Source organism: Mesorhizobium shonense (genome assembly GCF_040545255.1).
Classification (GTDB): domain Bacteria; phylum Pseudomonadota; class Alphaproteobacteria; order Rhizobiales; family Rhizobiaceae; genus Mesorhizobium; species Mesorhizobium shonense.
In genome coordinates, this window is record NZ_JBEPLM010000010.1 from 193920 (window position 1) to 217041 (window position 23122).

At 63.7% G+C, this 23122-nt stretch carries 23 protein-coding genes; 11 read left to right on the forward strand and 12 right to left on the reverse strand.

Features of this window, described 5'->3' with window-relative positions; genetic code table 11:
• The first annotated feature begins 42 nt into the window (after nt 1-42).
• Both ABID26_RS24410 and ABID26_RS24415 read left to right on the forward strand, forming a co-directional pair.
• Nucleotides 43-1011: an AraC family transcriptional regulator gene (locus ABID26_RS24410; protein WP_126097803.1), complete on the forward strand. Its 969-nt coding sequence runs from the start codon at nt 43-45 to the stop codon at nt 1009-1011.
• A gap of 119 nt (nt 1012-1130) precedes the next feature.
• Complete coding sequence (locus tag ABID26_RS24415; protein WP_292304253.1) at nt 1131-1562, forward strand: DUF4437 domain-containing protein; 432 nt, start codon at nt 1131-1133, stop codon at nt 1560-1562.
• 96 nt (nt 1563-1658) lie between these two features.
• On the opposite strand, the gene ABID26_RS24420 is transcribed toward ABID26_RS24415, so the two are convergent.
• From ABID26_RS24420 to ABID26_RS24455, 8 genes are all read right to left on the reverse strand, one after another.
• On the reverse strand, nt 1659-2231 hold the full coding sequence (locus ABID26_RS24420; protein WP_126097801.1) for a c-type cytochrome: 573 nt from the start codon (nt 2229-2231) through the stop codon (nt 1659-1661).
• 369 nt (nt 2232-2600) lie between these two features.
• Nucleotides 2601-3686: an ABC transporter ATP-binding protein gene (locus tag ABID26_RS24425; protein WP_126097800.1), complete on the reverse strand. Its 1086-nt coding sequence runs from the start codon at nt 3684-3686 to the stop codon at nt 2601-2603.
• Nucleotides 3687-3791: 105 nt separating this feature from the next.
• Entirely contained in the window at nt 3792-4895 is a 1104-nt protein-coding gene (locus tag ABID26_RS24430; protein ID WP_126097799.1) for an ABC transporter ATP-binding protein, read from the reverse strand.
• Nucleotides 4892-5128, reverse strand: coding sequence for a hypothetical protein (locus ABID26_RS24435; protein ID WP_126097798.1), 237 nt, complete (start codon nt 5126-5128; stop codon nt 4892-4894). The genes ABID26_RS24430 and ABID26_RS24435 overlap by 4 nt, the downstream gene beginning before the upstream one ends.
• The gene (locus tag ABID26_RS24440) at nt 5125-6084 is read right to left on the reverse strand and encodes a carbohydrate ABC transporter permease (protein WP_126097797.1); all 960 of its coding nucleotides are present in this window, start codon (nt 6082-6084) and stop codon (nt 5125-5127) included. The genes ABID26_RS24435 and ABID26_RS24440 overlap by 4 nt, the downstream gene beginning before the upstream one ends.
• Before the next feature lies 1 nt (nt 6085).
• Nucleotides 6086-6991, reverse strand: coding sequence for a carbohydrate ABC transporter permease (locus ABID26_RS24445; protein ID WP_126097796.1), 906 nt, complete (start codon nt 6989-6991; stop codon nt 6086-6088).
• A gap of 70 nt (nt 6992-7061) precedes the next feature.
• On the reverse strand, nt 7062-8378 hold the full coding sequence (locus tag ABID26_RS24450) for an ABC transporter substrate-binding protein (protein ID WP_126097795.1): 1317 nt from the start codon (nt 8376-8378) through the stop codon (nt 7062-7064).
• A 356-nt stretch (nt 8379-8734) separates the two neighbouring features.
• Nucleotides 8735-9430 (reverse strand): TetR/AcrR family transcriptional regulator, encoded by a 696-nt coding sequence (locus ABID26_RS24455; RefSeq protein ID WP_126097794.1) that lies wholly within the window; start codon nt 9428-9430, stop codon nt 8735-8737.
• Between the two features lie 112 nt (nt 9431-9542).
• On the opposite strand from ABID26_RS24455, the gene ABID26_RS24460 reads away from it, so the two are divergent.
• The 3 genes from ABID26_RS24460 to ABID26_RS24470 are packed head-to-tail and all read left to right on the forward strand — an operon-like array spanning nt 9543 to nt 12041.
• Nucleotides 9543-10739, forward strand: coding sequence for a Tm-1-like ATP-binding domain-containing protein (locus ABID26_RS24460; RefSeq protein WP_292373309.1), 1197 nt, complete (start codon nt 9543-9545; stop codon nt 10737-10739).
• A gap of 12 nt (nt 10740-10751) precedes the next feature.
• The gene (locus ABID26_RS24465; protein WP_126097792.1) at nt 10752-11606 is read left to right on the forward strand and encodes a phosphoenolpyruvate hydrolase family protein; all 855 of its coding nucleotides are present in this window, start codon (nt 10752-10754) and stop codon (nt 11604-11606) included.
• Between the two features lie 15 nt (nt 11607-11621).
• Nucleotides 11622-12041 (forward strand): cupin domain-containing protein, encoded by a 420-nt coding sequence (locus ABID26_RS24470; protein WP_126097791.1) that lies wholly within the window; start codon nt 11622-11624, stop codon nt 12039-12041.
• Between the two features lie 213 nt (nt 12042-12254).
• Here the strand turns inward: ABID26_RS24470 and ABID26_RS24475 are convergent, their stop codons facing one another.
• Complete coding sequence (locus tag ABID26_RS24475) at nt 12255-13442, reverse strand: Xaa-Pro peptidase family protein (protein ID WP_354416866.1); 1188 nt, start codon at nt 13440-13442, stop codon at nt 12255-12257.
• Nucleotides 13443-13781: 339 nt separating this feature from the next.
• Here ABID26_RS24475 and ABID26_RS24480 point away from each other — a divergent pair, with 339 nt between their 5' ends.
• The 6 genes from ABID26_RS24480 (at nt 13782) to ABID26_RS24505 (ending at nt 19768) form a co-directional block, all read left to right on the forward strand.
• A complete protein-coding gene (locus ABID26_RS24480) occupies nt 13782-15392 on the forward strand; it encodes an ABC transporter substrate-binding protein (RefSeq protein WP_292304589.1) in 1611 nt (536 codons plus the stop codon).
• Between the two features lie 267 nt (nt 15393-15659).
• The gene (locus ABID26_RS24485) at nt 15660-16646 is read left to right on the forward strand and encodes an ABC transporter permease (protein WP_292345307.1); all 987 of its coding nucleotides are present in this window, start codon (nt 15660-15662) and stop codon (nt 16644-16646) included.
• Nucleotides 16643-17473, forward strand: a complete 831-nt coding sequence (locus ABID26_RS24490; protein WP_292305004.1) for an ABC transporter permease — start codon at nt 16643-16645, stop codon at nt 17471-17473. The genes ABID26_RS24485 and ABID26_RS24490 overlap by 4 nt, the downstream gene beginning before the upstream one ends.
• Nucleotides 17470-18483 carry an ABC transporter ATP-binding protein gene (locus ABID26_RS24495; protein ID WP_292345304.1) on the forward strand — a complete coding sequence of 338 codons (1014 nt, stop codon included), beginning with the start codon at nt 17470-17472 and terminating at the stop codon, nt 18481-18483. The genes ABID26_RS24490 and ABID26_RS24495 overlap by 4 nt, the downstream gene beginning before the upstream one ends.
• On the forward strand, nt 18480-19265 hold the full coding sequence (locus ABID26_RS24500) for an ATP-binding cassette domain-containing protein (protein WP_292345302.1): 786 nt from the start codon (nt 18480-18482) through the stop codon (nt 19263-19265). Before ABID26_RS24495 ends, ABID26_RS24500 begins: the two co-directional genes overlap by 4 nt.
• Complete coding sequence (locus ABID26_RS24505) at nt 19262-19768, forward strand: L-2-amino-thiazoline-4-carboxylic acid hydrolase (protein ID WP_126097784.1); 507 nt, start codon at nt 19262-19264, stop codon at nt 19766-19768. The genes ABID26_RS24500 and ABID26_RS24505 overlap by 4 nt, the downstream gene beginning before the upstream one ends.
• Before the next feature lie 178 nt (nt 19769-19946).
• Here the strand turns inward: ABID26_RS24505 and ABID26_RS24510 are convergent, their stop codons facing one another.
• The 3 genes from ABID26_RS24510 to ABID26_RS24520 all read right to left on the reverse strand — a co-directional run bounded on the left by ABID26_RS24510 (nt 19947) and on the right by ABID26_RS24520 (nt 22809).
• Complete coding sequence (locus tag ABID26_RS24510) at nt 19947-20702, reverse strand: ATP-binding cassette domain-containing protein (RefSeq protein ID WP_292302599.1); 756 nt, start codon at nt 20700-20702, stop codon at nt 19947-19949.
• Nucleotides 20695-21756, reverse strand: a complete 1062-nt coding sequence (locus ABID26_RS24515) for an ABC transporter permease subunit (protein ID WP_292373307.1) — start codon at nt 21754-21756, stop codon at nt 20695-20697. The genes ABID26_RS24510 and ABID26_RS24515 overlap by 8 nt, the downstream gene beginning before the upstream one ends.
• Nucleotides 21757-21831: 75 nt before the next feature.
• Complete coding sequence (locus ABID26_RS24520; RefSeq protein ID WP_292302602.1) at nt 21832-22809, reverse strand: ABC transporter substrate-binding protein; 978 nt, start codon at nt 22807-22809, stop codon at nt 21832-21834.
• Nucleotides 22810-23122 lie beyond the last annotated feature (313 nt).

The following is a 23122-nucleotide window of genomic DNA, read 5'->3' on the forward strand; positions in this document are numbered from 1 at the left end:
TAGGGAGTGACGACCTGGAGTTTCCATGTTAAAAACACCGAAATGAATTACAATTCGTCCAAAACCACCGTACCGGCATCCGGCGATCCGCTGACCGACATGCTGCGCGGATTGCGGCTCGACGGCGTCGATTATGGCCGCTGCGTGCTGGGCGAGCCCTGGGCCGTTTCCTTCCCAGCGCAGAATGCGGCGCGGTTCCATTTCATCGGCCAGCAGGGCTGCTGGCTGTTCTCGCCGGCGAAGGAATGGATCGAGCTCTCGGTGGGCGACGCGCTGCTGATCCCGCGCGGCGACGAGCACGTGCTGGCCAGCGCGCCGGGCGTGCCGCCCGTGCCGATCGGCCGCTACACCATCGAGCCGGTCTGCGAGAACATCTACGATGTCTCCAACGGCTGCGATGGCTGCAAGACGCTGCTGTTTTGCGGCAGCATGCATTTCAATCTCGACGGCTCGCATCCGCTGCTCGACATGATGCCCGACCTGATGCAGGCGCATAAGCTGATGGCGAACGCGCCGGGCATCCAGCACCTGCTCGACGCGATGGCCGGCGAGGTGACGATGGACCGGGTCGGCTCCGGCGGCATCCTGGCTCGGTTGGCCGACGTGCTCGCCGCCACCATCATCCGCTCCTGGGTGGAGAATGGCTGCGGCGATGCCACCGGGTGGATCGCCGCGGTCCGCAATCCCGATGTCGGCAAGGTGCTCGCTTCCATCCACCTGCAGCCCGACCGCGACTGGTCGGTCGAGTCCCTGGCGCGATTGATGGGGGCGTCGCGCTCCGCCTTCGCGCAACGCTTCGCAACGGTGGTCGGCGAGACGCCGGCTAAATATGTGCTGCGTGTGCGCATGCACCAGGCACGGCAGTGGCTCGCCCGCGACGGCATGAGGGTGTCGGTGGTGGCGGCGAAGCTCGGCTATGACTCGGAAGCTTCCTTCAGCCGCGCCTTCAAGCGCGTGATGGGCGTCGCGCCGAGCCATCTGCGCAGCGCCGGCGGCGACGAACAACCCTGACACCCGCGGTCATGCTGGAGCTGACCTGCCGCCGGCTGGAGGAATTGCCAAGTCTTTTGGACGACGCGTCATTCCGCGCCTGCTGAGGCGGCATAAGCTCTTCGGCGGAGGAAACCGTCATGGCCAAACATCTTGCTCCGCTGACGCTTGCCGCACTCACGATCTTTTCGGGGCAGGCATTCGCTCTCGAAGACAGCTATCTGCCCGCCGACAAGATCCCTTATGCCGTCGAAGCGCCGGACCAGCCGCAACGCCTCGGCCCGCTATGGGGCGAGCGCGCCAAAGGCCCGGCCGGCACCTTGCTGAAAGTTCCCGGCAACTGGCATGCGCCTGTCCACGCGCACACCGCCGATTACCGCGCCGTGGTTATCAAGGGGCTTTGGGCGCATTGGCAGATGGACGGCGGCGAAGCAACCAAGGTCGAATTGCCTCCGGGCTCCTACTGGACCCAGAAGGCCAACGAGATGCATGACGATGCCTGCCTGTCGGACACCGAATGCGTGATCCTGCTGATCAACGACACGCCTTACGAGACTTATCTGCCGAAATAGCCGGCCGGCGGCCGGCGGGTCTCTGCGGACGAAAAGGCAGGCTCGTCAGCCAGCTTGATCGGATGCGTTGGGGTCTCTTCCGCTATCCTGCATGCCTCATTTTTGAGACGCAGCCGCTCCATGGTCTTCACCTTCAGCCTGATGATGCCCCCCACCTTCAGAGGCTTCGGTGATCTTCTCGTATTCGGATAGCGACATCTTCGGAAGACGGCGAACAAAGGCCACCATCGCCCATAGCTCTTCCTGGTTATGCGTTGAACCAAACGCAGGCATCCCGGTCATCTTTATGCCGTTTTGCAGGACCCAATAGAGCTCAGCATCATTTAAGGTGGCAGTGGTTCTTGTAAGGTCCGGCGGCTGGGGCTGCATGTTCCTAGCGAATTCTGCCCGGGAAATTCCCGGACCACCGTGACAGGCGACGCAGCCTTCCTCCTTGAAGTGAAGGCCACCAGTGTGGATCATCTCCGGATCGTCAAGCGATCGAGCGAAGCTGACATTGTGGCCGGCGTGGCGTTCAATAGAATTGGTCCGGATTTTCTCAAGCGACCAGCGGACAACGTTCGCGTCCTGCTCGTTGGCAGCAACATTGTAGAATCCGAAATAGGCGTAGCTTGCCACTCCGATGATGATTGCAAACAGGAAAACAGCGATCGCAGCCAGGGTTCGCACGGGTTAACTCCGTGGCGGCAGGCGTTATCGCGTATACCCACCGTCTGCCAAAGTGAACGCCTGGAGCCGCCAAATTATTCCACGGCTTATCATCGCGACATCGCGAGCCGCGTACCCGAGACCAACGCAGTGATAGCCCGGCTGGTGTGTCAGTCAGAGCATCGAATCGGGATTCTTATTGGGTGCGCGCCTGCGCGGATAGATCAGGTGAGGAAGCGCTGCGTGGCCTGGCCGAACGCCGGGACGTGTCGCGCAACCTGATCCGAGGCGCGGCGAAGCGCCAGCCCACATAGTCCCGCGCTCCGCATAATTCGGCTTATGCCCAGTTCAACATAGGTCAAAAACCGTTCCGATTTTTGCGGCCATGCCCTACCCGGCGTGCCGCAGGCTCACCCCGCTGCCCTTGTCGAACATCACCACCTTGTCTGAGTTCCAGGCAAAGCGGACCGGCTGCTCGATCTCGACGGCGGTCCTGGCAGGCACGGTGGCTCTCAGCATCGCGTCGCCGACCCTCAGCGTCACGATCTTCTCGACGCCGTGATTCTCGACGTCGTGGACGCGTGCCTCGACCGGTGCGCCGCTTTCCAGATAGACGTCCTCCGGACGGATGCCGAAGACGAGCGGGCGACCGTCGATCGCACCGCCCGTCCTGGCTCCCCCGCTAACCGGCAATTCGAAACTCATCGGCGCCATCACCGCGCGGTCGTCGACCAGCTTGCCGTCGATGAGGTTCATCGGCGGCGAGCCGACGAAGCTCGCCACATAGGTGTCGCGCGGATTGTTGTAGATCTCCTGTGGCGTGCCGGTCTGGACGATGCGGCCGTGATTGAGCACGCCGACCTTGTCGCCCATCGACATCGCCTCGATCTGGTCGTGGGTGACGAACAAAAAGGTTGCGCCAAGCTGCATCTGCAGGTTCTTCAACTCGGTCCGCAGCGCCTCGCGCAGCTTGGCGTCGAGCGCCGACAGCGGCTCGTCCATCAGGAACACGCGCGGCTTGCGCACGATCGCCCGGCCGATCGAGACGCGCTGCATCTCGCCGCCGGACAACCGGTCGGTCTTGCGGTCGAGCAGGTGCTCGATGCGCAGCGTGCGGGCGGCGCGCGCGACACGGTCCTTGATCTCGGCATCGGGCAAGCGACGGATCTTCGGCTTCAGCGGGAACTCGAGATTCTGCCGCACCGTGTAGCGCGGATAGAGCGAATATTGCTGCAGCACCAGGGCCACGTCGCGCTCGGCCGCGCCCCAGTCGGCGACGTCGACGCCGTCGATGAAGACCTGGCCCTCGGTCGGCTTCTCGAGGCCCGCGATCATCCTGAGCGTCGTCGTCTTGCCGGCGCCGGTTTCGCCGAGCAGCACGAAGAATTCGCCGTCGGCGATGTCGAGGTTGAGCCCCGACAGCGCGGTGTGCGTGCCGAACGTCTTTGAAATGTTCTTGAGCTGGATATGGGCCATGTCTACCGTCTCAATTTCTTTTCGAGGGCGTCTGCCCTCCGCTATGGCTCCGGACGTTCGGTTGTTCGAAAGGCCAAATCGTTGGCCTTTCGCGTCCTTCGGCCATCACAATCTCACTCCGAGCGACTTGCCGCTCGCGGTGTCGAAGAAATGCGCCTGCGAGGGATCGATCCGGGCATAGACCTTCTCGCCCGGTCCGCTGACAAAGCCGCTCTTGGTGCGGGCGCGCAGCATCTTGGAGCCGACCTTGAGGTCGACGATGTCGAAGGAGCCGAGCGGCTCGACGATCTGCGCCTCGACCGGCAGGAAACCTGCCGCCGCCTCGTGACGCACAAGCACGCCCTCCGGCCGGATGCCAAGCGCAAGCTGGCCGCCGGCACGGCCGTTGAGTTTCGACAGCAGCGCGCGCGGGAACTCGAAGCCGCTGGCCGCATCCCCGACCGTGACCGACGCGGCCGAGGCGTTTTCGGCGACCTTGGCTTCGGCCACATTCATCACCGGGCTGCCGACGAACTGCGCGACGAACAGATTGGCCGGGTGCGAATAGACCTCGTCCGGTGTGCCGACCTGCTGCAGCACGCCTTCGTGCATGATGACGATGCGGTCGGCGAGGCTCATCGCCTCGATCTGGTCGTGGGTGACGTAGATGCTGGTCGAGCCCTGCTTGATGTGCAGCCGCTTGATCTCGGCACGCATTTCCTCGCGCAGCTTGGCGTCGAGCGCGCCGATCGGCTCGTCCATCAGCATTGCCTTGGGACGCCGCACCAGCGCGCGGCCGATCGCCACGCGCTGCATGTCGCCGCCCGACAGCGCCGAAGGCTTCTTGTTGATGAGGTCGGTGATCTGCAGCGTCTTGGCGACCGAGCGCACTTCGGTATCGATCTCGCTCCTGCTCTTGCGCGTCGCGCGCAGCGGGAAGGCGATGTTCTCGTAGACGTTCATGTGCGGATAGAGCGAGAACGACTGGAACACCATGGCGATGTCGCGGTCGGCGGCCTTGAGATGCTGCACCGGCTTGCCGTCGATCAGGATGTCGCCCTGGTCGATCGTCTCCAGCCCGGCTATGGCGCGCAGCGTCGTCGTCTTGCCGCAGCCCGACTGTCCAAGCAGCACGATGAACTCGTTGTCGTCGATCTTGAGGTTCAGGTCCTTGATGACCTGGACCGCGCCGAAGAATTTCTGGACGCTGCGAAGCTCGATCTGGGTCAATGCTGTGCCCCCTGATTTCGCGCCTGCTCAGCCGCCCCGTGTCCGGTGCCGGCTTCCTCCTCGCGCGGGATCTTGGAGGTGATGTTGAAGCCGATCAGCCCGATCAGAATGATGGTCACGCCATAGCTGTGGAGCAGCATGTTCCAAGGCTGGCAGAGCGCAATGATGCCCAGCACCATCAGGATCTGCGATCCAGGCTCCAGGTACTTTTCGTTGATGGCGCGAAAACTCATTTGCGGATCGCTCCGAAGGACATGCCGCGCAAGAGATGGTTGCGGAGCAGGAAGGTGAAGATCGCGACCGGCAGCAGGAACAGGAACGTGCCCGCCGCGATCACCGTCCAGTCGGGCAGGCCGGAACCGACCTGGCTGGGGATGAAGGGCGGCGCCGTCTGCGCGCGGCGGTTGGTCATGATCAGCGCGAAGGCATATTCGTTCCAGGCCGTGATGAAGCAGAACACAGCTGTGGCGGCGATGCCGGTCGCGGCCTCGGGCAGCACGATCTTGAAGAAGGCTTCCATGCGGGTATAGCCGTCGACCAGCGCCGCCTCCTCATATTCCTTCGGGATCTCGTCGATGAAGCCCTTCATCAGCCAGACCGAGAAGGAGAGATTGAAAGCAGTGTAGAGGATTATGAGGCCGAGATGGGAATCGTTGAGACCCGCAGCCCGGTACATCAGGAACATGGGAATCGCGACCACCACCGGCGGCAGCATGCGCGTCGACAGGATGAAGAAGAGCAGGTCCGCCTCTCCCTTCACCTTGAAGCGCGAGAAGCCGTAGGCGGTGAAGGTGCCCATGCCGACCGCCAGGATCGTCGAGGTGATGGCGACGATCAGCGAATTCATGAAGCGGCTCGGATAGCCCGACCACTGCACATTGCCCTGGCCGTCGCGCACGATCTTCTCGCCGCCGTTGAAGACGACGCGCTCCCACCACGGGGCGGCCGCATACTCTTCCGGCGTCGGCGGGCTGCGCAGTTGCGAGCGCTTGGCGAACAGTTTCACGAAGGGCGATATCTCCGGCTGGAACACCACCGTCGGCGGGATCGTCGTGGCGAGGTTGCGCGGCTTGAAGGCGGTCGAGGCGATCCAGTAGATCGGCGCCAGGAAGATGATCGTCACCACCAGCACGGCGACGATAGCGATGCGGTTGAAGGCGACTTCGGAAGACGTGCGGACGGCAGCCATCTCAGCGCTCCTTCACCTTGTTGAGGTATTTCACGTAGATGTTGGTGATCGCCAGCACCATGATCAACACGATGTAGGCCATGGCGCAGGAGCGGCCGGTCTGCCATTCCTGGAAGGCCATCTTGTAGAGCCGGATCGAGATCAGCTCGGCCGTCGGCTGGCTGGTCAGGATATAGGCGAGGTCGAAGGTCTTGAACGCTTCCATGGTGCGGAAGATGATCGCGATCATCAGGATCGGCGCGACCAGCGGCAGGGTGATACGGAAGAAGGTATAGAATGGGCCGGCCCGATCGATCGCGGCGGCCTCGTAGAGATGCTTCGGCACCGCCGAGAGACCGGCCAGCGACAGAAGCATGACGAAGGGCGACCACATCCAGATGTCGGTGAGCGCCACCGCATAGAGCGCCATCTTCGGATCGGACAGCCATTCGAACGTGCCGAGCCCGAGCGCGTAGTTGATGATGCCGAAGGACGGATCGTAGAGCAGCTTCCAGAACAGGCCGACAACGGCCATCGAGAGCATCATCGGCAACAGAAGCAGCGTCGTAAGAAGGCCCTTCATCGGGATGTCGCGATTGAGCAGCATCGCCACGCCGAAGCCGACGAACAGCTGGCCGGCAACCGAGATGATCACATATTTCGCGGTGATGGCGAAGTTCGACCACACATAGGGATCGTTGAGCAGGTCGCGATAGTTCTGCAACCCAACGAAATTAGCCGGCGCATTGGTCGAGGCGCGGAAGTCGGTGAAGGAGTAGCCCAGCGAATAGATCAGCGGGAAGATGTTGAAGACGATCAGGAACAGGATCGTCGGGATGATGAAGAGATTGCGGATCGAAATGTCGCTGAGGCCGCGGGCCGCGGCCCGCGAGGACCTGTCCAGCGTGGTGATCATCGTGGTCGCCAAAGCCCTGCTCCAGATTTCAGAAAAAAAGAGCGGAGGAGGCATGGAATGCCTCCTCCGTGAGGCATGTCGGTTACTTCACGCGGCCGTATTTCTTGAAGGTCGCGTTCCAGTCGCCAGCCAGTGCGTCGAGCGTCTCCTTGGCCGTGCCAGGTCCGCCGATCACATAGGGATAGATGCGCTGGTTGAGCTGCTGCAGCAGTTCGGCATATTCCGGCACCGCCCAGAAGTCCTTCACCTTGAACATGGTCTCGTAGAAGGCCTTGTTGTAAGGCGTGGCGTTCTGGAATTCAGGCGACTTCAGCACGGCCGCGCTGCAGGTGTAGCCGCCGAGCGCCGCCCACTTCTTCTGGGTCTCGTCCTTGATGAACCATTCGAGGAACTTCATCGCCTCGTCCTGCTTCTGCGAGTAGGAGACGATGGAGATGCCCTGGCCGCCCAGCGCTGCGAACTGATCGCCGTTAGGTCCCGGAGGATTGGCGAAGAAACCGGTGTTCTTGGCGTTCGGGTTCGACGCCTCGTTGATCAGCGAGGGGAAGAACGCGAAATAGTTCATGCTCATCGCCGCCAGGTTCTCGGTGATCGCCTGGTTGTCCTCGACGAAGAACGACTTGGCCCAGCCCGGAGGGGTGAACTTGTAGAGATCCCGGTAGGCATCGAGCGCGGCGACCGCCTTGTCCGAGTTGATGATGCCATCGACCTTGTAGGTCGAATAGTCGCCCAATTCGCCGCCGTACGAGAACAGCGCGTTCTCGAAGCCCATCGCCATCGCGTCGTAGGAATTGTCGGTGTAGATGGCGATGCCGTATTTCTTCTGGTCCGGCCGGTGGAAGAACTCGGCGATGTCATGCAGCGCCTTGAAATCCTTCGGCACGTCGAGGTCGTAGCCGTATTTGGCCTTGAAGGCTTCCTTTTCCTTCGGATCCTCGAACCAGTCCTTGCGATAGGACCAGCCGACGGCGTCGCCTTCGAGCGGGATCGCCCAGTACTTGCCGCTGTTGCCGGGATATTCGGCGTAATATTTCACCGTCGCCGGCGCCATCACGTCGTTCAGCTTGTGCTTGTTGAAGAAGTCGGTCAGGTCGACATAGTGGCCGCCGGTCGAGCCGGCGCCGAGCCATTGCGAGTCGCCGACCACCATGTCGTAGGCATCGCCATGGGCATTGAATTCGGTGAAGGCCTTGGTCTGGAAGTCCGACCAAGGCGTGGTTTCCACCGTGATCTTGACGCCGGTTTCCTTCTCGTACTCGTTGCCGAGTTCCTGCAAATAGTTGGCCGGATCCCATTCCGCCCAGAAGATGGTGAGTTCCTTGTCCTGCGCATAGACGGATGTCCCGCAGGCAAGCGACAGGCCGATACCAGCAAGCACGCTGGTTACTATCTTGCGCATAGTTTTCCTCCCTGGTGCGCATTCTACCGTGTCATTGAGAGCCGGCAGCATGGTCGGCCCTGGTAGTTCCTCCCGTGACGGCACTTTTCCGGCATCGAGCCTCCTCATCCTGCCGGAAAAAATGGATCGCAGCCCTCACTTTCGATCCGCTTTATGTCTACTGATCTGGTATTACCAATTCAAGAGGGACGTCAAGCGCTTTCTTGGACGCCTCGAAGCGGTTCGACAAGCCAATCGAGGCAGTATCTGTCTGTTTTCTCTTATTTTTCCTACTCCTTGATACATGAAGGCCTTGCTTCCGGCGATGCACCACAATTATTATCGGTAGCTGGCCCTCCAATCTGGTCGAACCAGATTTAAGACATCTCCGTCTTGGGTGATGTCGAAACTCCACCCGCTTTCGCCTCTGATTCCGCTATCGCCGCGCGCACCAGCGCGCCCGCCGCCCAGTCGGCGACCGACATCATGTCGCGGCTCTCCAGCCCCCATATATCCTTCAGCACGATCAGCACCTCGACGCCGAACATCATCGACAGCGCTTGGGCAAGACGCTTGAACTGACGCGGCTTGAGCTGACCCTTGAGCGGCGCGATCGCGTCCTTCAAAAGATCGACGCGATGACCGCGCTTGAAGGCCGGCTCGGTGCCCAGCGTGCCCGCCTGCCGCTGCGCCCACTGGTCGAGCGAAAGCTTGAGCGCCGCCTTGAACGTCGCCTCGAAAGCCTCGATGCGCGGCATGGCGGTGGCGAACAGCTCCGCCACTCGCCGCTCCGGATCGGTCGAAGCCGATTTCCAGGTCAGGATCGGGCCGAGTCCTTCGTCGACGACCGCCTGCACCAGTGCCGCCTGGCTTGGGAAGTAGCGGTAGGCGGTCGCGCGCGACACCTCCGCCGCCTCGGCCACCTCGCTCACCGAAGGCGTCACGCCAGCCTGCATCAGCCGCGTCGCCGTCTCCAGCATCAGCCGCCTCGTCCGCGCGCGTGGCCCCTTTTCGGCTGCCGGCATTTGCTCGGCGTCGTCGTTCGATGTGGCTTGTTGACGTGAGACATCCATATCAATACGATACGCGCGTCTCAAAAAATTGCAAGGCATCGCGCCGTGCGAGAAGCGGCAGGCGGCAACGCCGGACGCGCCGGAGAACAGGAGAGACAACGGGGAAACGCGGATGAAGCGCATCTATGTGGCCGGCACGGCCGACACCAAGGGTGAGGAACTCGCCTTCCTGGCCGATGCCGTCACTGCCGCCGGTGGCGCGGTCGCCCGCGTCGACATCGGCACGCGCGGCGCCACCGTCCCCGTCGATGTCGGGGCAAGCGAGGTCGCCGCGCATCATCCGGACGGAGCCGGCGCGGTGCTCGGCATCGACGATCGCGGCACCGCCGTTGCCGGCATGGGCGTCGCGTTTGCCCGATTCATGCAATCCCGCGACGACGTCGCCGGCGTGATCGGCATCGGCGGCGGCGGCGGCACCTCGATCGTCACCGCCGGCATGCGCGCGCTGCCGCTCGGCTTGCCGAAGATCATGGTCTCGACGCTCGCCTCCGGGGACACCGCGCCTTACGTCGATGTCTCCGACATCATCATGATGCCGTCGGTGACCGACATGGCCGGTCTCAACCGCCTGTCGCGGGTCGTGCTGCACAACGCCGCCCAGGCCATCGTCGGCATGGCGGCCAAGCCCGCGCCCGCCGCTGCCGGGAAACCCGCGCTTGGCCTCACCATGTTCGGCGTCACCACGCCATGCGTCACCGCAATCGCCGACCGGCTGCGCGCCGACTATGACTGCATGGTCTTCCACGCCACCGGCACCGGCGGCCGCTCGATGGAGAAGCTCGCCGACAGCGGCCTGCTCGCCGGCGTCATCGACATCACCACGACGGAAGTCTGCGACCTGCTGTTCGGCGGCGTGCTGCCGGCTACGGAAGATCGCTTCCGTGCCATTGCCCGTACGAAACTGCCTTATGCCGGCTCGGTCGGCGCGCTCGACATGGTGAATTTCTGGGCCCCGCCGACCATTCCCGAACGTTATCGCGGCCGTCTCTTCTACGAGCACAATCCGAACGTCACGCTGATGCGTACCACGGCCGATGAATGCCGCCAGATCGGCGAATGGATCGGCGGCCGCCTCGCCCGCTGCGACGGTCCGGTCCGTTTCCTCATCCCGGAAAAAGGTGTGTCCGCGCTCGACATCGAGGGCGGCGCCTTCTTCGATGCGGAAGCCGATGCCGCCCTGTTCGACGCCATCGAGCGCACGATCCAGCCGACGAAGAACCGCACCGTGACGCGCCTGCCGATGCACATCAACGACCCCGCATTCGCCAAGGCCGCGGCCGAGGCTTTCCTCGACATCGCCAAGAAGTGAGACCGGACAAGCATGGCCGCCATTCCCCGCAAGACGATTCTGGAGAAGTTCCGCAAGATGATCGCCGAGGGCGTGCCGATCGTCGGCGGCGGCGCCGGCACCGGCCTGTCGGCCAAGGCCGAGGAAGCCGGCGGCATCGACTTGATCATCATCTACAATTCCGGTCGCTACCGCATGGCGGGGCGCGGCTCGGCGGCCGGCCTGCTCGCCTATGGCAATGCCAACGAGATCGTCAAGGAAATGGCCTATGAGGTGCTGCCGGTGGTGAGGAAAACGCCGGTGCTGGCCGGCGTCAACGGCACCGACCCTTTCGTCATCATGCCGCTGCTGCTCACCGAGCTGAAGACGATGGGCTTCTCCGGCGTGCAGAACTTTCCGACTGTCGGCCTGTTCGACGGCACCATGCGCCAGAGTTTTGAGGAGACCGGCATGGGTTTTGGCCTTGAGGTCGACATGATCGCCGAGGCGCACAAGCTCGACCTGCTGACCACGCCCTACGTCTTCAATCCGGACGAAGCGCGCGCCATGACGAGGGCCGGCGCCGACATCGTCGTCGCCCATATGGGCGTGACCACGGGTGGATCGATCGGCGCCACCTCGGCGAAGTCGCTCGACGGCTGCGTGAAGGAGATCGACGCCATTGCCGATGCCGCGCGATCGGTACGCAGGGACGTCATCCTGCTTTGCCATGGCGGGCCGATCTCGATGCCCGACGACGCGCGCTACATCCTGGAGCGCTGTGAGGGTCTGCACGGCTTCTACGGCGCAAGCTCGATGGAGCGGCTGCCGGCCGAGGCGGCGATCGCCAGGCAGACGGCGGATTTCAAGGCCGCGGCAATCGGCAAAGCGAAGACCGCCAGCAACTAGGAAGGGATGAGGCAAATGGCCGACAGGAGCAAAGTGTTCGTCTACCCGAAGGATGTCAGCGCCTTCGGCTTCGACTGGGGCAGACTGGCCCTCACCGTCGCGCCGGAAGTGAACGGCGCGGAGCGCTTTTCCGGCGGCGTCGTCGACCTGCCGCCCGGCAAGGGGCACACGCGCCACAACCATCCGGGCGCCGAAGAGATCATCTTCGTCATCTCGGGCAATGGCGAACAGATGGTCGAGGACGAGAAGGGTAATCCCGTGGTCGCGAAGGTCGGCCCCGGCTGCACCATCTACGTGCCGGAAAGCCGTTTCCACTCGACGCTCAACACCGGCGACCAGCCGATGCAGCTTTTCGTCGTCTACTCGCCGGCCGGACCGGAGCTTGCGCTGCGCGACCTACCGGACTTCAGGCTGCTGCCGCCGGGTAAGCAGTAGATTGATTCCTGTTCACGGCAGCGCCGCCCCTCATTGTCCTGCCGGACATTTCTCCCCGTATAGTGACGGGGAGAAAGACGCTTTCATCAATGCTTTCGCCAATTTTCCACGTCGGAAGGTAAGCGCCGAGGTTGCGGCCATCTGCCTTCTCCCCGTCACTATACGGGGAGAAGGTGCCGGCAGGCGGATGAGGGGCAGCGCCTACCTTTGGCTCTATGAAGCTCCCCTGTTCCAGCCGCGCCCCCGATCGCCGAACATCACATAGCCGGTGTCGGTCACCGCGACGGTGTCCTCCAGCTTTACGAAGCCGCGCTTCGGGTGAAGCACGGTCGTCTCGACCGAGAGCACCATGTTCTTTTCCAGCGGCTTGGCGGCATAGGTGCCCTCATAGGTGACCGGGTGGTTAGTCATCAGGAACGGCGCCTCGTGGGTTATCAGCCCCATGCCGTGGGCGAAGAAATCCGTGTAGGACGCAACTTTCGAAGCCTTCAGCACGCTTTCGGCATGCGCGATCATGTCGCCGCCCAGCGTGCCCGCCTTGACCTTGGAAAAGGCCGCCTGCTGCACCGCTTCAACTTCGGCCAGCAGATCCTGGAGCTCCGCATCCGGCTCGCCAAGCACGCCCATGCGGCAGAGGTCGCCGATATAGCCGTGATAATTGCCGCCGGAATCGATCGACAGCACCTCGCCCTTCTTCCACGCCTGGTCTGACGCCGCGCGGTTGTGGCTGGAGCCAAACGTCAGCAGGCAATATTCGAAATGCGCGCCGCGATTGGTCTCCTCACGCCTGAGCCGCTCTATGATGTCGGTTTTCGTCGTGTCCTCGCGCGCCCAGGCGATCGTTGCCAGCATCGAGTCGGTGATGAGCTCGGAGGCGATGCGCAGTTTTTCGAGCTCGGCCTCGGTCTTGATGGCGCGCATATTCTCCAGCATGCCGGTCGCATCGATCAGCTTGGCATCCGGCAGCGCCTTGCGGATCAGCGTATAGGCATCCGACGGCAGGAAGCCCGGCTCGATGCCGATGCGCGCCGCCGACTTGCCGATCTTCTGCAAATGCTCCACCGCAAGGTTGGCGGCATCGAGCGTGCCCCAGCAGGCGGCATGCAATGTCGGTGTCCAGAACGGATGGTTCTGGTGCTCGCCGCCTTCCATCTTGTTGCCGATATAGGCCGCGCGCTCCGGCCCGCCCTTCTCGTAAAGGACGATCGGCAGGTAGCGGCTGTGGCCGATGGCATCCATCGCTGCGAAGAAGATGAACTTGTAGCCGCCGAGCAGATATTGCGTGTTGTGCTTGGAGGTGGCGAAGAGCACGTCGATGCCGGCCTCCTCCATCAGCCGGTCCACCCGCGCCTGATCGAACGGGATGCTGCTGACCTCGGTTTTGCCCGGAGCGATGTTCATCGGCCTCTCCCTGAATCTTCCGGCCGCTCAGGCGGCCAATCTTCTTGAACTTGGCTGTCGGCCAAATCTGCATCATTTTGACCACTCTGGTCCAGCCAGAATCGACGGCGCTTGGCCGATCTAGCCCTACGGCAGCGGCTCAAAATGGCATTACGCCATATCTGGTCCTACCAGATACTCGCAACTGCAGCCTGCATATAACTGGTCCAGTGAACGAAAATTTCAAAGCCAAGCCATCCTGCGCCAAAACCGTCTCTGGCGAAACCTTTGCCAAGGGCCATAATCCCGCTCATTTTGAGGCTGCCCGTGCCTGTCGCGGGTGAAGAGGGGAGTTGAGCGATGTCCGAATTGACCATTTCGCGCCGAGGCCTGCTTGCCGGTTCGGCGCTGCTTTTGGCTTCGACCGCATTGCCGGCCATCGGCAGGGCGCAAACGCCCAAGAAAGGCGGAAGGCTGATCGTCGCCGCCGACTCCGAGCCGCGCAACTTGAACCCGGCGATCGTCGCCTCCAACGGCGTCTTCTTCATCTCCAGCAAGATCGTCGAGACGCTGGCCGAGGCCTCCTTCGACGGCAAGGATGGACTTGAGCCGCGCCTCGCTCTCTCCTGGGAAGGTGCCGCCGACGGCTTGTCGGTGACCTTCAAATTGCGCGACGGCGTCAAATGGCATGACGGCAAGCCCTTCACCTCCGCCGACGTCGCCTTCTCGGCGCTGCGGATCTGGAAGCCGCTGCAGAATCTCGGGCGCACCGTGTTCAAGGATCTTGCAGCCGTCGACACACCCGACGACCTGACAGCAATCTTCAAATTCGCCAAGCCGACGCCGTTCCAGCTGATCCGCAACGCGTTGCCTGCACTGTCGAGCGTCGTGCCGAAGCATGTCTATGAGGTGGGCAAGATCGAGGACAATCCGGCCAACAACGCGCCGGTCGGCACCGGTCCGTTCAAGTTCGCCGAATACAAGGCCGGCCAGTACTACCGGCTGGCGCGGAACGACGACTATTGGGGCAAGGACGAGCCTTATCTCGACGAGATCGTCTACCAGGTGCTGCCCGACCGCACCTCGGCGGCGGCGGCGCTCGAGGCGGAAGAGATCCAACTCGCCGCCTTCTCCGCCGTGCCGCTCGCCGATCTCGACCGCATCTCCAAGGTGCCGGGCCTGAAGGTCATCACCAAGGGCTATGAGGGGCTCACCTACCAGCTCGTCGTCGAGATCAACCATCGCCGCAAGGAGCTGGCCGACCTCAAGGTGCGCCAGGCCATCGCCCATGCCATCGACAAGGACTTCGTCGTCAAGACGATCTTCCTCGGCTATGCCGCGGCCGCCACCGGCCCGGTGCCGAAGAACGATCCGCAATTCTACACCGCCGATGTCCCGACTTACGCGTTCGACGTCGCCAAGGCCAACGACCTGCTGGACGAAGCCGGCTACAAGCGCGCCGACGACGGCAAGCGCTTTTCGCTGAAACTGCTGCCGGCGCCCTACTTCAACGAGACAAAGCAATTCGGCGACTATCTGCGCCAGGCGCTGGCCGCGATCGGCATCGACGCCGAGATCGTCAACAACGATTCGGCCGCCCACATAAAGGCTGTCTACACCGACCATGCGTTCGACCTCGCCGTCGGTCCGCCGGTGTTCCGCGGCGACCCGGCGATCTCGACCACAATCCTGGTGCAGAGCGGCATTCCGGACGGCGTGCCCTTCTCCAACCAGGGCGGCTACAAGAATGCCGACCTGGACGCGCTGATCGCGAAAGCCTCGGAGACGCTCGATACCGGCGCCCGCACCGAGCTGTACAAAGAATTCCAGAAGAAGGTCGCGGCTGACCTGCCGTTGATCAATGTCTCCGAATGGAGCTTCATTTCCGTCGCCCGCGACACGGTCGGAAACATCGCCGACAACCCGCGCTGGGCGGTGTCGAACTGGGCGGACACCTATTTGGAATCGTGACACACTCGCGCGGATGAGCGTTCGCGAGGAAATGGGAACTTTGGCAAAGGCCGAGTTCCCGCCCACCCCCCTCTGTCCTGCCGGACATCTCCCCCGCAAGGGGGGAGATCAGCAGCTTGTCTGTCTCGCCAATTCTGCAACGTTGGAGATTAGCGAAACCGATAGTGACAGCCAATCTCCCCCCTTGAGGGGGAGATGTCCGGCAGGACAGAGGGGGGTGCCTGGGCGCATTCCTGGCCAGCTTGTCGTCACCCCTTCGAGGCGCGCATGACACGCGCCCTCATCCTGCTGCGCCGCCGTCTCGTCGGCAGCATCTTCGTCCTCCTGATCGTCGTCATCGGCAGCTTCCTGCTGCTCGAAGCGGCACCGGGCGATGCGGTCGACGCCTATATCGTCTCGACCGGCGGCGATGCCGGCATGATCGAATTGCTGCGCCACCGCTGGGGCCTCGACCAATCCGAACTGACCCGGCTGGCAAACTACCTCTGGGCATTGCTGCATCTCGATCTCGGCCAGTCGATCACCTTCTCGCGGCCGATCCGCGAAATCATCCTCGAACGTCTGCCCACCACGCTCATCCTGATGGGCAGCGCCACCGCCCTCTCCTTCGGCCTCGGTTCGGCGCTCGGCATCTTTGCCGGCGCGAGGCCCGGCAGTTTTCGCGATCGCTTCTTGTCGATCGGTTCGCTGGCACTCTATGCCGTGCCCGGATTCTGGCTCGGCCTTGTGCTGATCGTCGTCTTCGCCGTCGACCTGCGCTGGCTGCCGATCGGTGGCATCGAAACCATCGCTTCCGGCAAGGCCGGGTTTTCCCGCTCCGCCGACATCGCCACCCATCTCGTGCTGCCGGTGTCGGCGCTCGGCTTCATCTACCTCGCGCTCTATCTGCGCATGATGCGCGCCGGCATGGCCGAGGCCTGGCGGCAGGACTTTGTCCTCGCCGCCCGCGCCCGGGGCCTGCCGCGCCGCCGCATCGTGCTTGCCCATGTCGCCCGCAACGCGCTCTTACCCTTGGTCACCATGCTCGGCCTGCAATCGGCGCAGATGCTCGGCGGCAGCGTCGTCATCGAAAGCGTCTTTGCCGTCCCCGGCCTCGGCCGGCTGGCGCAGGAAGCCGTCGCCGGGCGCGACACGCCGCTGCTGCTCGGCATCATCCTGGTGAGCGCCGTCCTCGTTGTCGCCATCAATCTCCTGGTCGACCTTGCCTACGCCTTCCTCGATCCGCGCGTCGGCGCCAGCGAGGCCGGCGCATGAACCGCCTGCGCCGCTTCTTCAGCACGCCGGAAGCGATTGCCGGCGCAGTCATCCTTGCCTTGCTGGCCGCAATGGCGCTGGCGGCGCCGCTGCTTTTCCCGGGCGATCCGCAGGCGATCGCCGGCCCGGCGCTGCTGCCGCCGTTCCAGGACTGGTCGCTGCCGCTCGGCACCGACCGGCTCGGCCGCGACGTGCTGGCCGAGCTGTTCCACGGTGCCCGCACGTCGCTGGCGGTCGGGCTGGCAGCAGCCGCCGCGGCGCTTCTGATCGGCGCGGCGGTCGGCACGCTGGCCGGTTTCGCGGGAGGCCTCGTCGACGAGGTGCTGATGCGCATCACCGACGCCTTCCAGACCGTGCCGAGCTTTCTTCTTGCCTTGGCTTTTGTCAGCATCGTCGGCCCCTCGCTCGGCGTCGTCGTCTGGGCAATAGCGCTCGGTGCCTGGACCGGACCGGCCCGCGTGGCCCGCGCCGAAGTCCTGTCGATCCGCGAGCGCGACTATGTCGCCGGCGCCCGCGTCATCGGCATGCATCCGATTGCGATCGCTTTTCGCGAGGTGCTGCCCAATGCGCTGCCGCCGGTGCTGGCGCTCTCGTCGGTGATCGTCGCGGCGGCCATCCTCACCGAAGCGGCGCTCTCCTTCCTCGGATTGGGCGATCCCAACCGCGTCACCTGGGGCGGCATGATCGCCGAAGGCCGCGCTGTCTTGCGCACCGCGCCGTATTTGTCGATCGTTCCCGGCATCGCGCTGGTGCTGACCGTGCTCGGCGTCTATCTCGCCGGCGAAGGTGTGGTTGAAAGCACCGCGGTGCGCAGGAGTCTGTCGTGACGGCACTGCTCACGATCCGCGATCTTTCGGTGCGCTACCGCCGCGACGGCGCTGCGGTGGCGGCGCTGAACGGCATCGGCCTTGAGGTTGAAGCCGGCGAGCGCCTGGCGATCATCGGCGAAAGCGGCTCGGGGAAAAGCACGCTAGCGCTGGCGATTGCGGGGTTGTTGCAGGGAAGTGCGAGGATCGACGGAACGATTGACTGGCAAGCAAGCCAATTTCAAACGCCTCGTTCCGTCACACCCCCCTCTGTCCTGCCGGACATCTCCCCCGCAAGGGGGGAGATTGGCAGCGTCAACGCCGGCTCGCTTCCTGCAGTGTCAACATTTGGCGAAGGCGGAAATGAGAGCGCAATCTCCCCCCTAGAGGGGGAGATGTCCGGCAGGACAGAGGGGGGCGTGACAGAACGCGACCTGTCCAAGATTGATAGCAACCAAATCCCCCTCCTCGGCCGCGACATCGGCTTCGTCTTCCAGGACCCGTCCTCCAGCCTCGACCCGGTCATGCCGATCGGCAAGCAGATCGCCGAAGTCACACGCACGCACATCGGCCTGACCTGGTCGCAAGCCTACGCCAAAGCCAAAACCCTCCTCGAGCGCGTCCGCCTCCCCGCCCCGGAAGCCGTCCTACATGCCTATCCGCACCAGCTTTCCGGCGGCCAGAAACAGCGCGTAGCGATTGCCGCGGCCATCGCCGCCGCGCCCAAGCTTTTGATCGCCGACGAGGCGACCAGCGCGCTCGATACCATCGTCCAGGCCGAAATTGTCGCCCTGATCCGCCGGCTGGTCGCCGAGGACGGTATGACGCTCATCTTCATCAGCCACGACATTGCGCTGGCGGCCACGCTGGCCGAGCGCATCGCCGTGCTGCGCAGTGGCGAACTGGTCGAGCTCGGCGAAACCCGTCAAATCATCAACGCGCCGCGCCATGCCTATACCCGGGCACTGCTCGATGCCCATCTCGGTCTCGACGCCGAACCGTTGCTCGACCGGCAAGGCGTGTTGACATGAGCCTCCTCGCCGTTTCCAACCTTGCCAAGCACTATCGCCGTGGCGGCAAACCCTTCGCCGCTGTCGACGACGTTTCCTTCGAGATCGGGCCGGCCGAGACGCTGGCGCTTGCTGGCCCGTCCGGCAGCGGCAAGTCGACGATCGCCCGTCTGGTGTCGCGGCTGCTCGAGCCGGACTCCGGCCGCATCGACTTCGAGGGCACGGACTTCCTTGCGCTTTCGGGCGCCCGATTGCGCGCCCGCCGCGCCCGTCTTCAGATGGTGTTCCAGGACCCGCTCGCCGCCTTCAACCCGCGCGCCACGGTAGCGCGCGTGCTGGACGACCCTCTGCGCGTCCATGGCATCGCTCCGCGCGCCGAGCGCCCGCGTCGCATCGCGGCGCTGCTGGAGCGCGTCGGCCTCGATGCCGGCCTTACCGCGCGCGCCATCCACGAGATCTCCGGCGGCCAGCGCCAGCGCATCGCGATTGCCCGCGCCATCGCCACGCGGCCATCCCTGGTCGTGCTCGACGAGGCGGTGTCGGCGCTCGACGTTTCGGTGCGCGGACAAATCCTGGAATTGCTACTCGATCTGCAAAGACAGGAACGGATTGCCTATCTTTTCATTTCCCATGACCTCGGCGTCATCCGCGCCGTCGCGCATCGCGTCGTCATCCTCGATGCCGGCCGGGTCGCCGAGAGCGGCGATGCTCGCACGGTGATCGCGTCGCCACAGTCGGCGATCGGCAAGGCGCTGGTGGCGGCAACGCCGAAGCTTGGCAGAACCAGTCAGGACGCATCATGACCGACCCCGCAGCCAGAGCCGAAAACCTGTCGCGCGAACTCGATTCCGCTTTCCGCAACCGGGCCGATCTCTATCGCCTCTTCCTGGATGAACTGACCGCTGAGCTTGGCGCCGAGAGGGCCGAGGCGGTCATGATCCGCACCATCGAAAAGCGCGGCCGGGAAGTCGCCGCGGCTGCCTTTACCGGTTTCGGCCCTAATGATGCGCTGGCGATCGGCGAGGCCTTCCTTTCGGTCAGTCCGGATGGCGGCCGCATGTACCCGACCGACGTCGATCGCGGGCCCGACCACATCGCCTTCAAGGTGAAGCGCTGCCCGCTCAAGGACGCCTGGGTCGAGGCCGGGGTCGGCGAGGAAAAGCTCGCCACGCTCTGCCGCATCGCCGGCGCCTTCGACCGCGGCCTGTTCGAGGCGACCGGCGTGCGTTTCGCCAACGTCACCTGGACGCCGGGCCACGGCTCCGGCTGCTGCCACATCGCGCTGACCAACCGCGACGCCGGCTAAAGCATGATCCCAAACCGAAGGTCAGCGTAGCAAAAAGTGGGAACCGGTTTTCGGACAAGATCATGCTCAAAAAGACCTAGAGCAATTCCAGGAAAAGTGTGAAACGGTTTTCTGTCCGGAATTGCGTCAAACCAAAGAGATAGAGCGGTTCGCCGTTTCCGTGAAACGGTGAAACGCCCTAGCCGCCGACCATCAGCTTGACGACTTCGTCGTGATTGGTCTCGGAGATCTTGCGCTCGCCCGCCTGGACGCCTCGCCTCAGCACGACGATGCGGTCGGAGACGGCGAAGATGTCCTGCAGATTGTGCGAGATGAAGATCACGCCGCGCCCTTGCGCCTTGAGTTGACGGATCAGCGAAATGACCTTGCGCTGCTCCGGAACGCCGAGCGCCGCGGTAGGCTCGTCCATGATCAGGATCTGCGCGTCCCAGTAGACGGCGCGGCCGATGGCGACGGCCTGACGCTGGCCGCCGGAGAAATTGCTGACCGGCGCCTCCAGCCGGCTGACATGGAAATCGAGCCGGCTCATCGTCTCCTTGGCCGCCCTGGCCATCGCCTTGCGGTCGAGCACCGGCAGGAAGCCGAATGCCTTGCGCATCGGCTCGCGGCCAAGAAAGATGTTGGCGCCGATCGACAGATTGTCGGCCAAAGCGAGATCCTGGTAGATCGTCTCGATGCCTTTCTCGCGCGCCTCCTGCGGCGTGGCGAAGCTCACCGGCTGGCCTCTCAGCAGGATTTCGCCGCCGGTCGGCTGATAGACCCCGGATATCGCCTTGATCAGCGTCGTCTTGCCGGCGCCGTTGTCGCCGGCAAGCGCCACGACTTCGCCCGGCCGCACGACCATGGAGAAATCGTTGAGCGCGCGCACGGCGCCGAAATGCTTGGACAGATTCCGGACTTCGAGGAGGGGAGCGGTCTCAACGCTTCTATTCATCCTGACGGGCTCCACTGAACCGGCGCTGCGCCTGGTCGATGAGGACGGAAATGATGATGACGACGCCGACGGCGATGAACTGCCAGAACGGCTCGACATTGACGAAGACCAGCCCGTACTGGATGACCGCGATCACCAGCGCGCCGGCCACGGTGCCTAAGATCGTGCCGGACCCGCCGAACAGGCTGGCGCCGCCGATCACCACCGCGGCGACACTGTCGAGCAAGAGCGGCTCGCCGGCCTGCGCGGCGCCCGCCGTGAAGCGCGCGGCATAGAGCGCGCCGCCGAGGCCGGCGCACATCGCCGACAGCACGTAGAGGCGCAAGATGTGATCCTTGATGTCGATGCCGGCGCGGCGCGCGGCCTGCGCATTGGCGCCGATCGCGTAATTGTGCTGGCCGAACCGCGTCTGGCTCAGAATGTAGTGCATCACGATGATGAAGATCGCGGTGATGATGACAAGGTAGGGCACGCTGTAGAACTTGCCGTTGCCGAGCAGCGCGAACCAGGAATTCTGCACCGGCACCGTTGTGCCCCCGGCAAGCAGGTAAGCGGCACCGCGCGCGACGCCGAACATGCCGAGCGTGCCGATAAAAGGTGGTACCCTGAGGCGCGAGATCAAGAGGCCGTTGATGACGCCGGGCACGCCGGCGACGATCACGGCGGCAAGGATTCCGGCCAGCATCGCCAGCGGCAACGGGATAGCGGCCCCGGCCATGTTGGTCGCATGCGCGGCGATGACGGCGGCGAGCCCCATGATGAAGCCGAGCGACAGGTCGATGCCGCCCGAAATGATGACGAAGGTCTGCCCGGTCGCGAGCAGCAGCGGCGCCACGGCGAATATCGCAATCGATTGCAGGTTGAACGGATTGAGCACGAAGGTCGCGCCATAGACGACCCTTGACCAGACCTCGAAACAGATGATCAAGGCGGCGAGGAACAGCCATGCGCGCCCTTCGGCGATGCGTCGGATCCAGCTCTTGGCCGCTTCGCTGTGGTCGGCCTGAGGGGCGATATGCTTTTCGGCCTGCTGGGCCGGTGTTGTTGAGGTCATGAATGCTCCGCGGCGCGGCTCGCTTCAGGCGCAGGTCCCCTCCCGGCAGGCCGGGAGGAGACCAAACGTGTTTGGTTACTCGGAGTATAGATACTTCGAGATGTTCGGATCCGCGATGTTGGACTTGTCCATGATCGTGAAGCCGGTGCCGATCGAAACCGGGATCGAATGGCCGGTCAGGTGCGCATAGGCCGAGACGACGCCGAAATAACCGATCTCGGCCGGATGCTGGGCGATCGCCACGTCCACCAGGCCGGTGTTGATGTTGTCGACGATGCTGGTCGGAGCATCGAAGGCGACCACCTTGACGGTGCCGGTCTGCCCGGCCTGCTTGACGCCGTTGGCGGCGCCCAGCGCCGAGAACAGGTTGGCGCCGAAGACGCCGACGAGATCGGGATTGCGGGCGAACACCGCCTGCAATTGCGAGGCCGCCTTGTTGGCGTCGTCGTCGTTGAACTGGGTCTCCAGCACGGTGATGCCGGGATGCTTGGCCATTTCCTTTTTGAAGCCCTCTTCCCGCTGGTCGGTGGTCGAGATGCCGGGCTTGACGTTCGAGACATAGACCTTGCCCTTGTCGCCGATGGCGGTAGCCAAAGCCCGTGCCGCGATTTCACCGCCGAGCACGTTGTCGGAAGCGATGTAGGCCAGCGGGAAATCGGCGTCGCCGGCGCCGGTCTGGTAGGTCCCGGTGCCGATGAAGGTGTCGACGGTGATGACCGGAATGCCGGCGTCATTGGCCTTGCGCAGCGGCTCGACCAGCTGAACCTTGTCGGTCGGCGCGATCAGGATCGCATCCGGCTTCTTGGCGATGACCGCGTCAAGCACAGGCACCTGGGTGACCGGATTGAACTCCGGGGCACCCTGGAAAACCAGGTTCACGCCGAGCGCGTCGGCCGCCGCCTGGGCGCCTTTGCGCATGGTGATGTAGAAACCGTCGGTGGTCAGGCCCGGAATGAGCGCGATGGTGTATTTCTTGTCCTGCGCTTGCGCGGGCGCAATCAGCACCCCGGCGCTGACGGCGAGCGCCGCCAGCGCGGCAACAATCTTCTTCATGAACTCCTCCTCTTTGTGGTTGGCAGATTTGCCGTTGCAAATGACTGGAATGGCCATCGATCCGCCCAGGATGCCGACGGCCGGGAACGCCTGTCTGCTGTCGCGGGCAGCTTTCCTCCCAAGCGCCCTCCGGTCGATACGCGAACCGGTCGAAGCCGACCGGCCATTAGCTGCAGTCTCGTTTGCCGGCCTCAGCCAGACCCGAGGAACTGCGCCGCTCGGAGTTCATCCACCGAGTGCGCAGACTTGTAACACTTTGCAGAAATAAATTGCAACTCGGTTTTTCCGAGACCGCAGCGACAGCTTTTTCGCA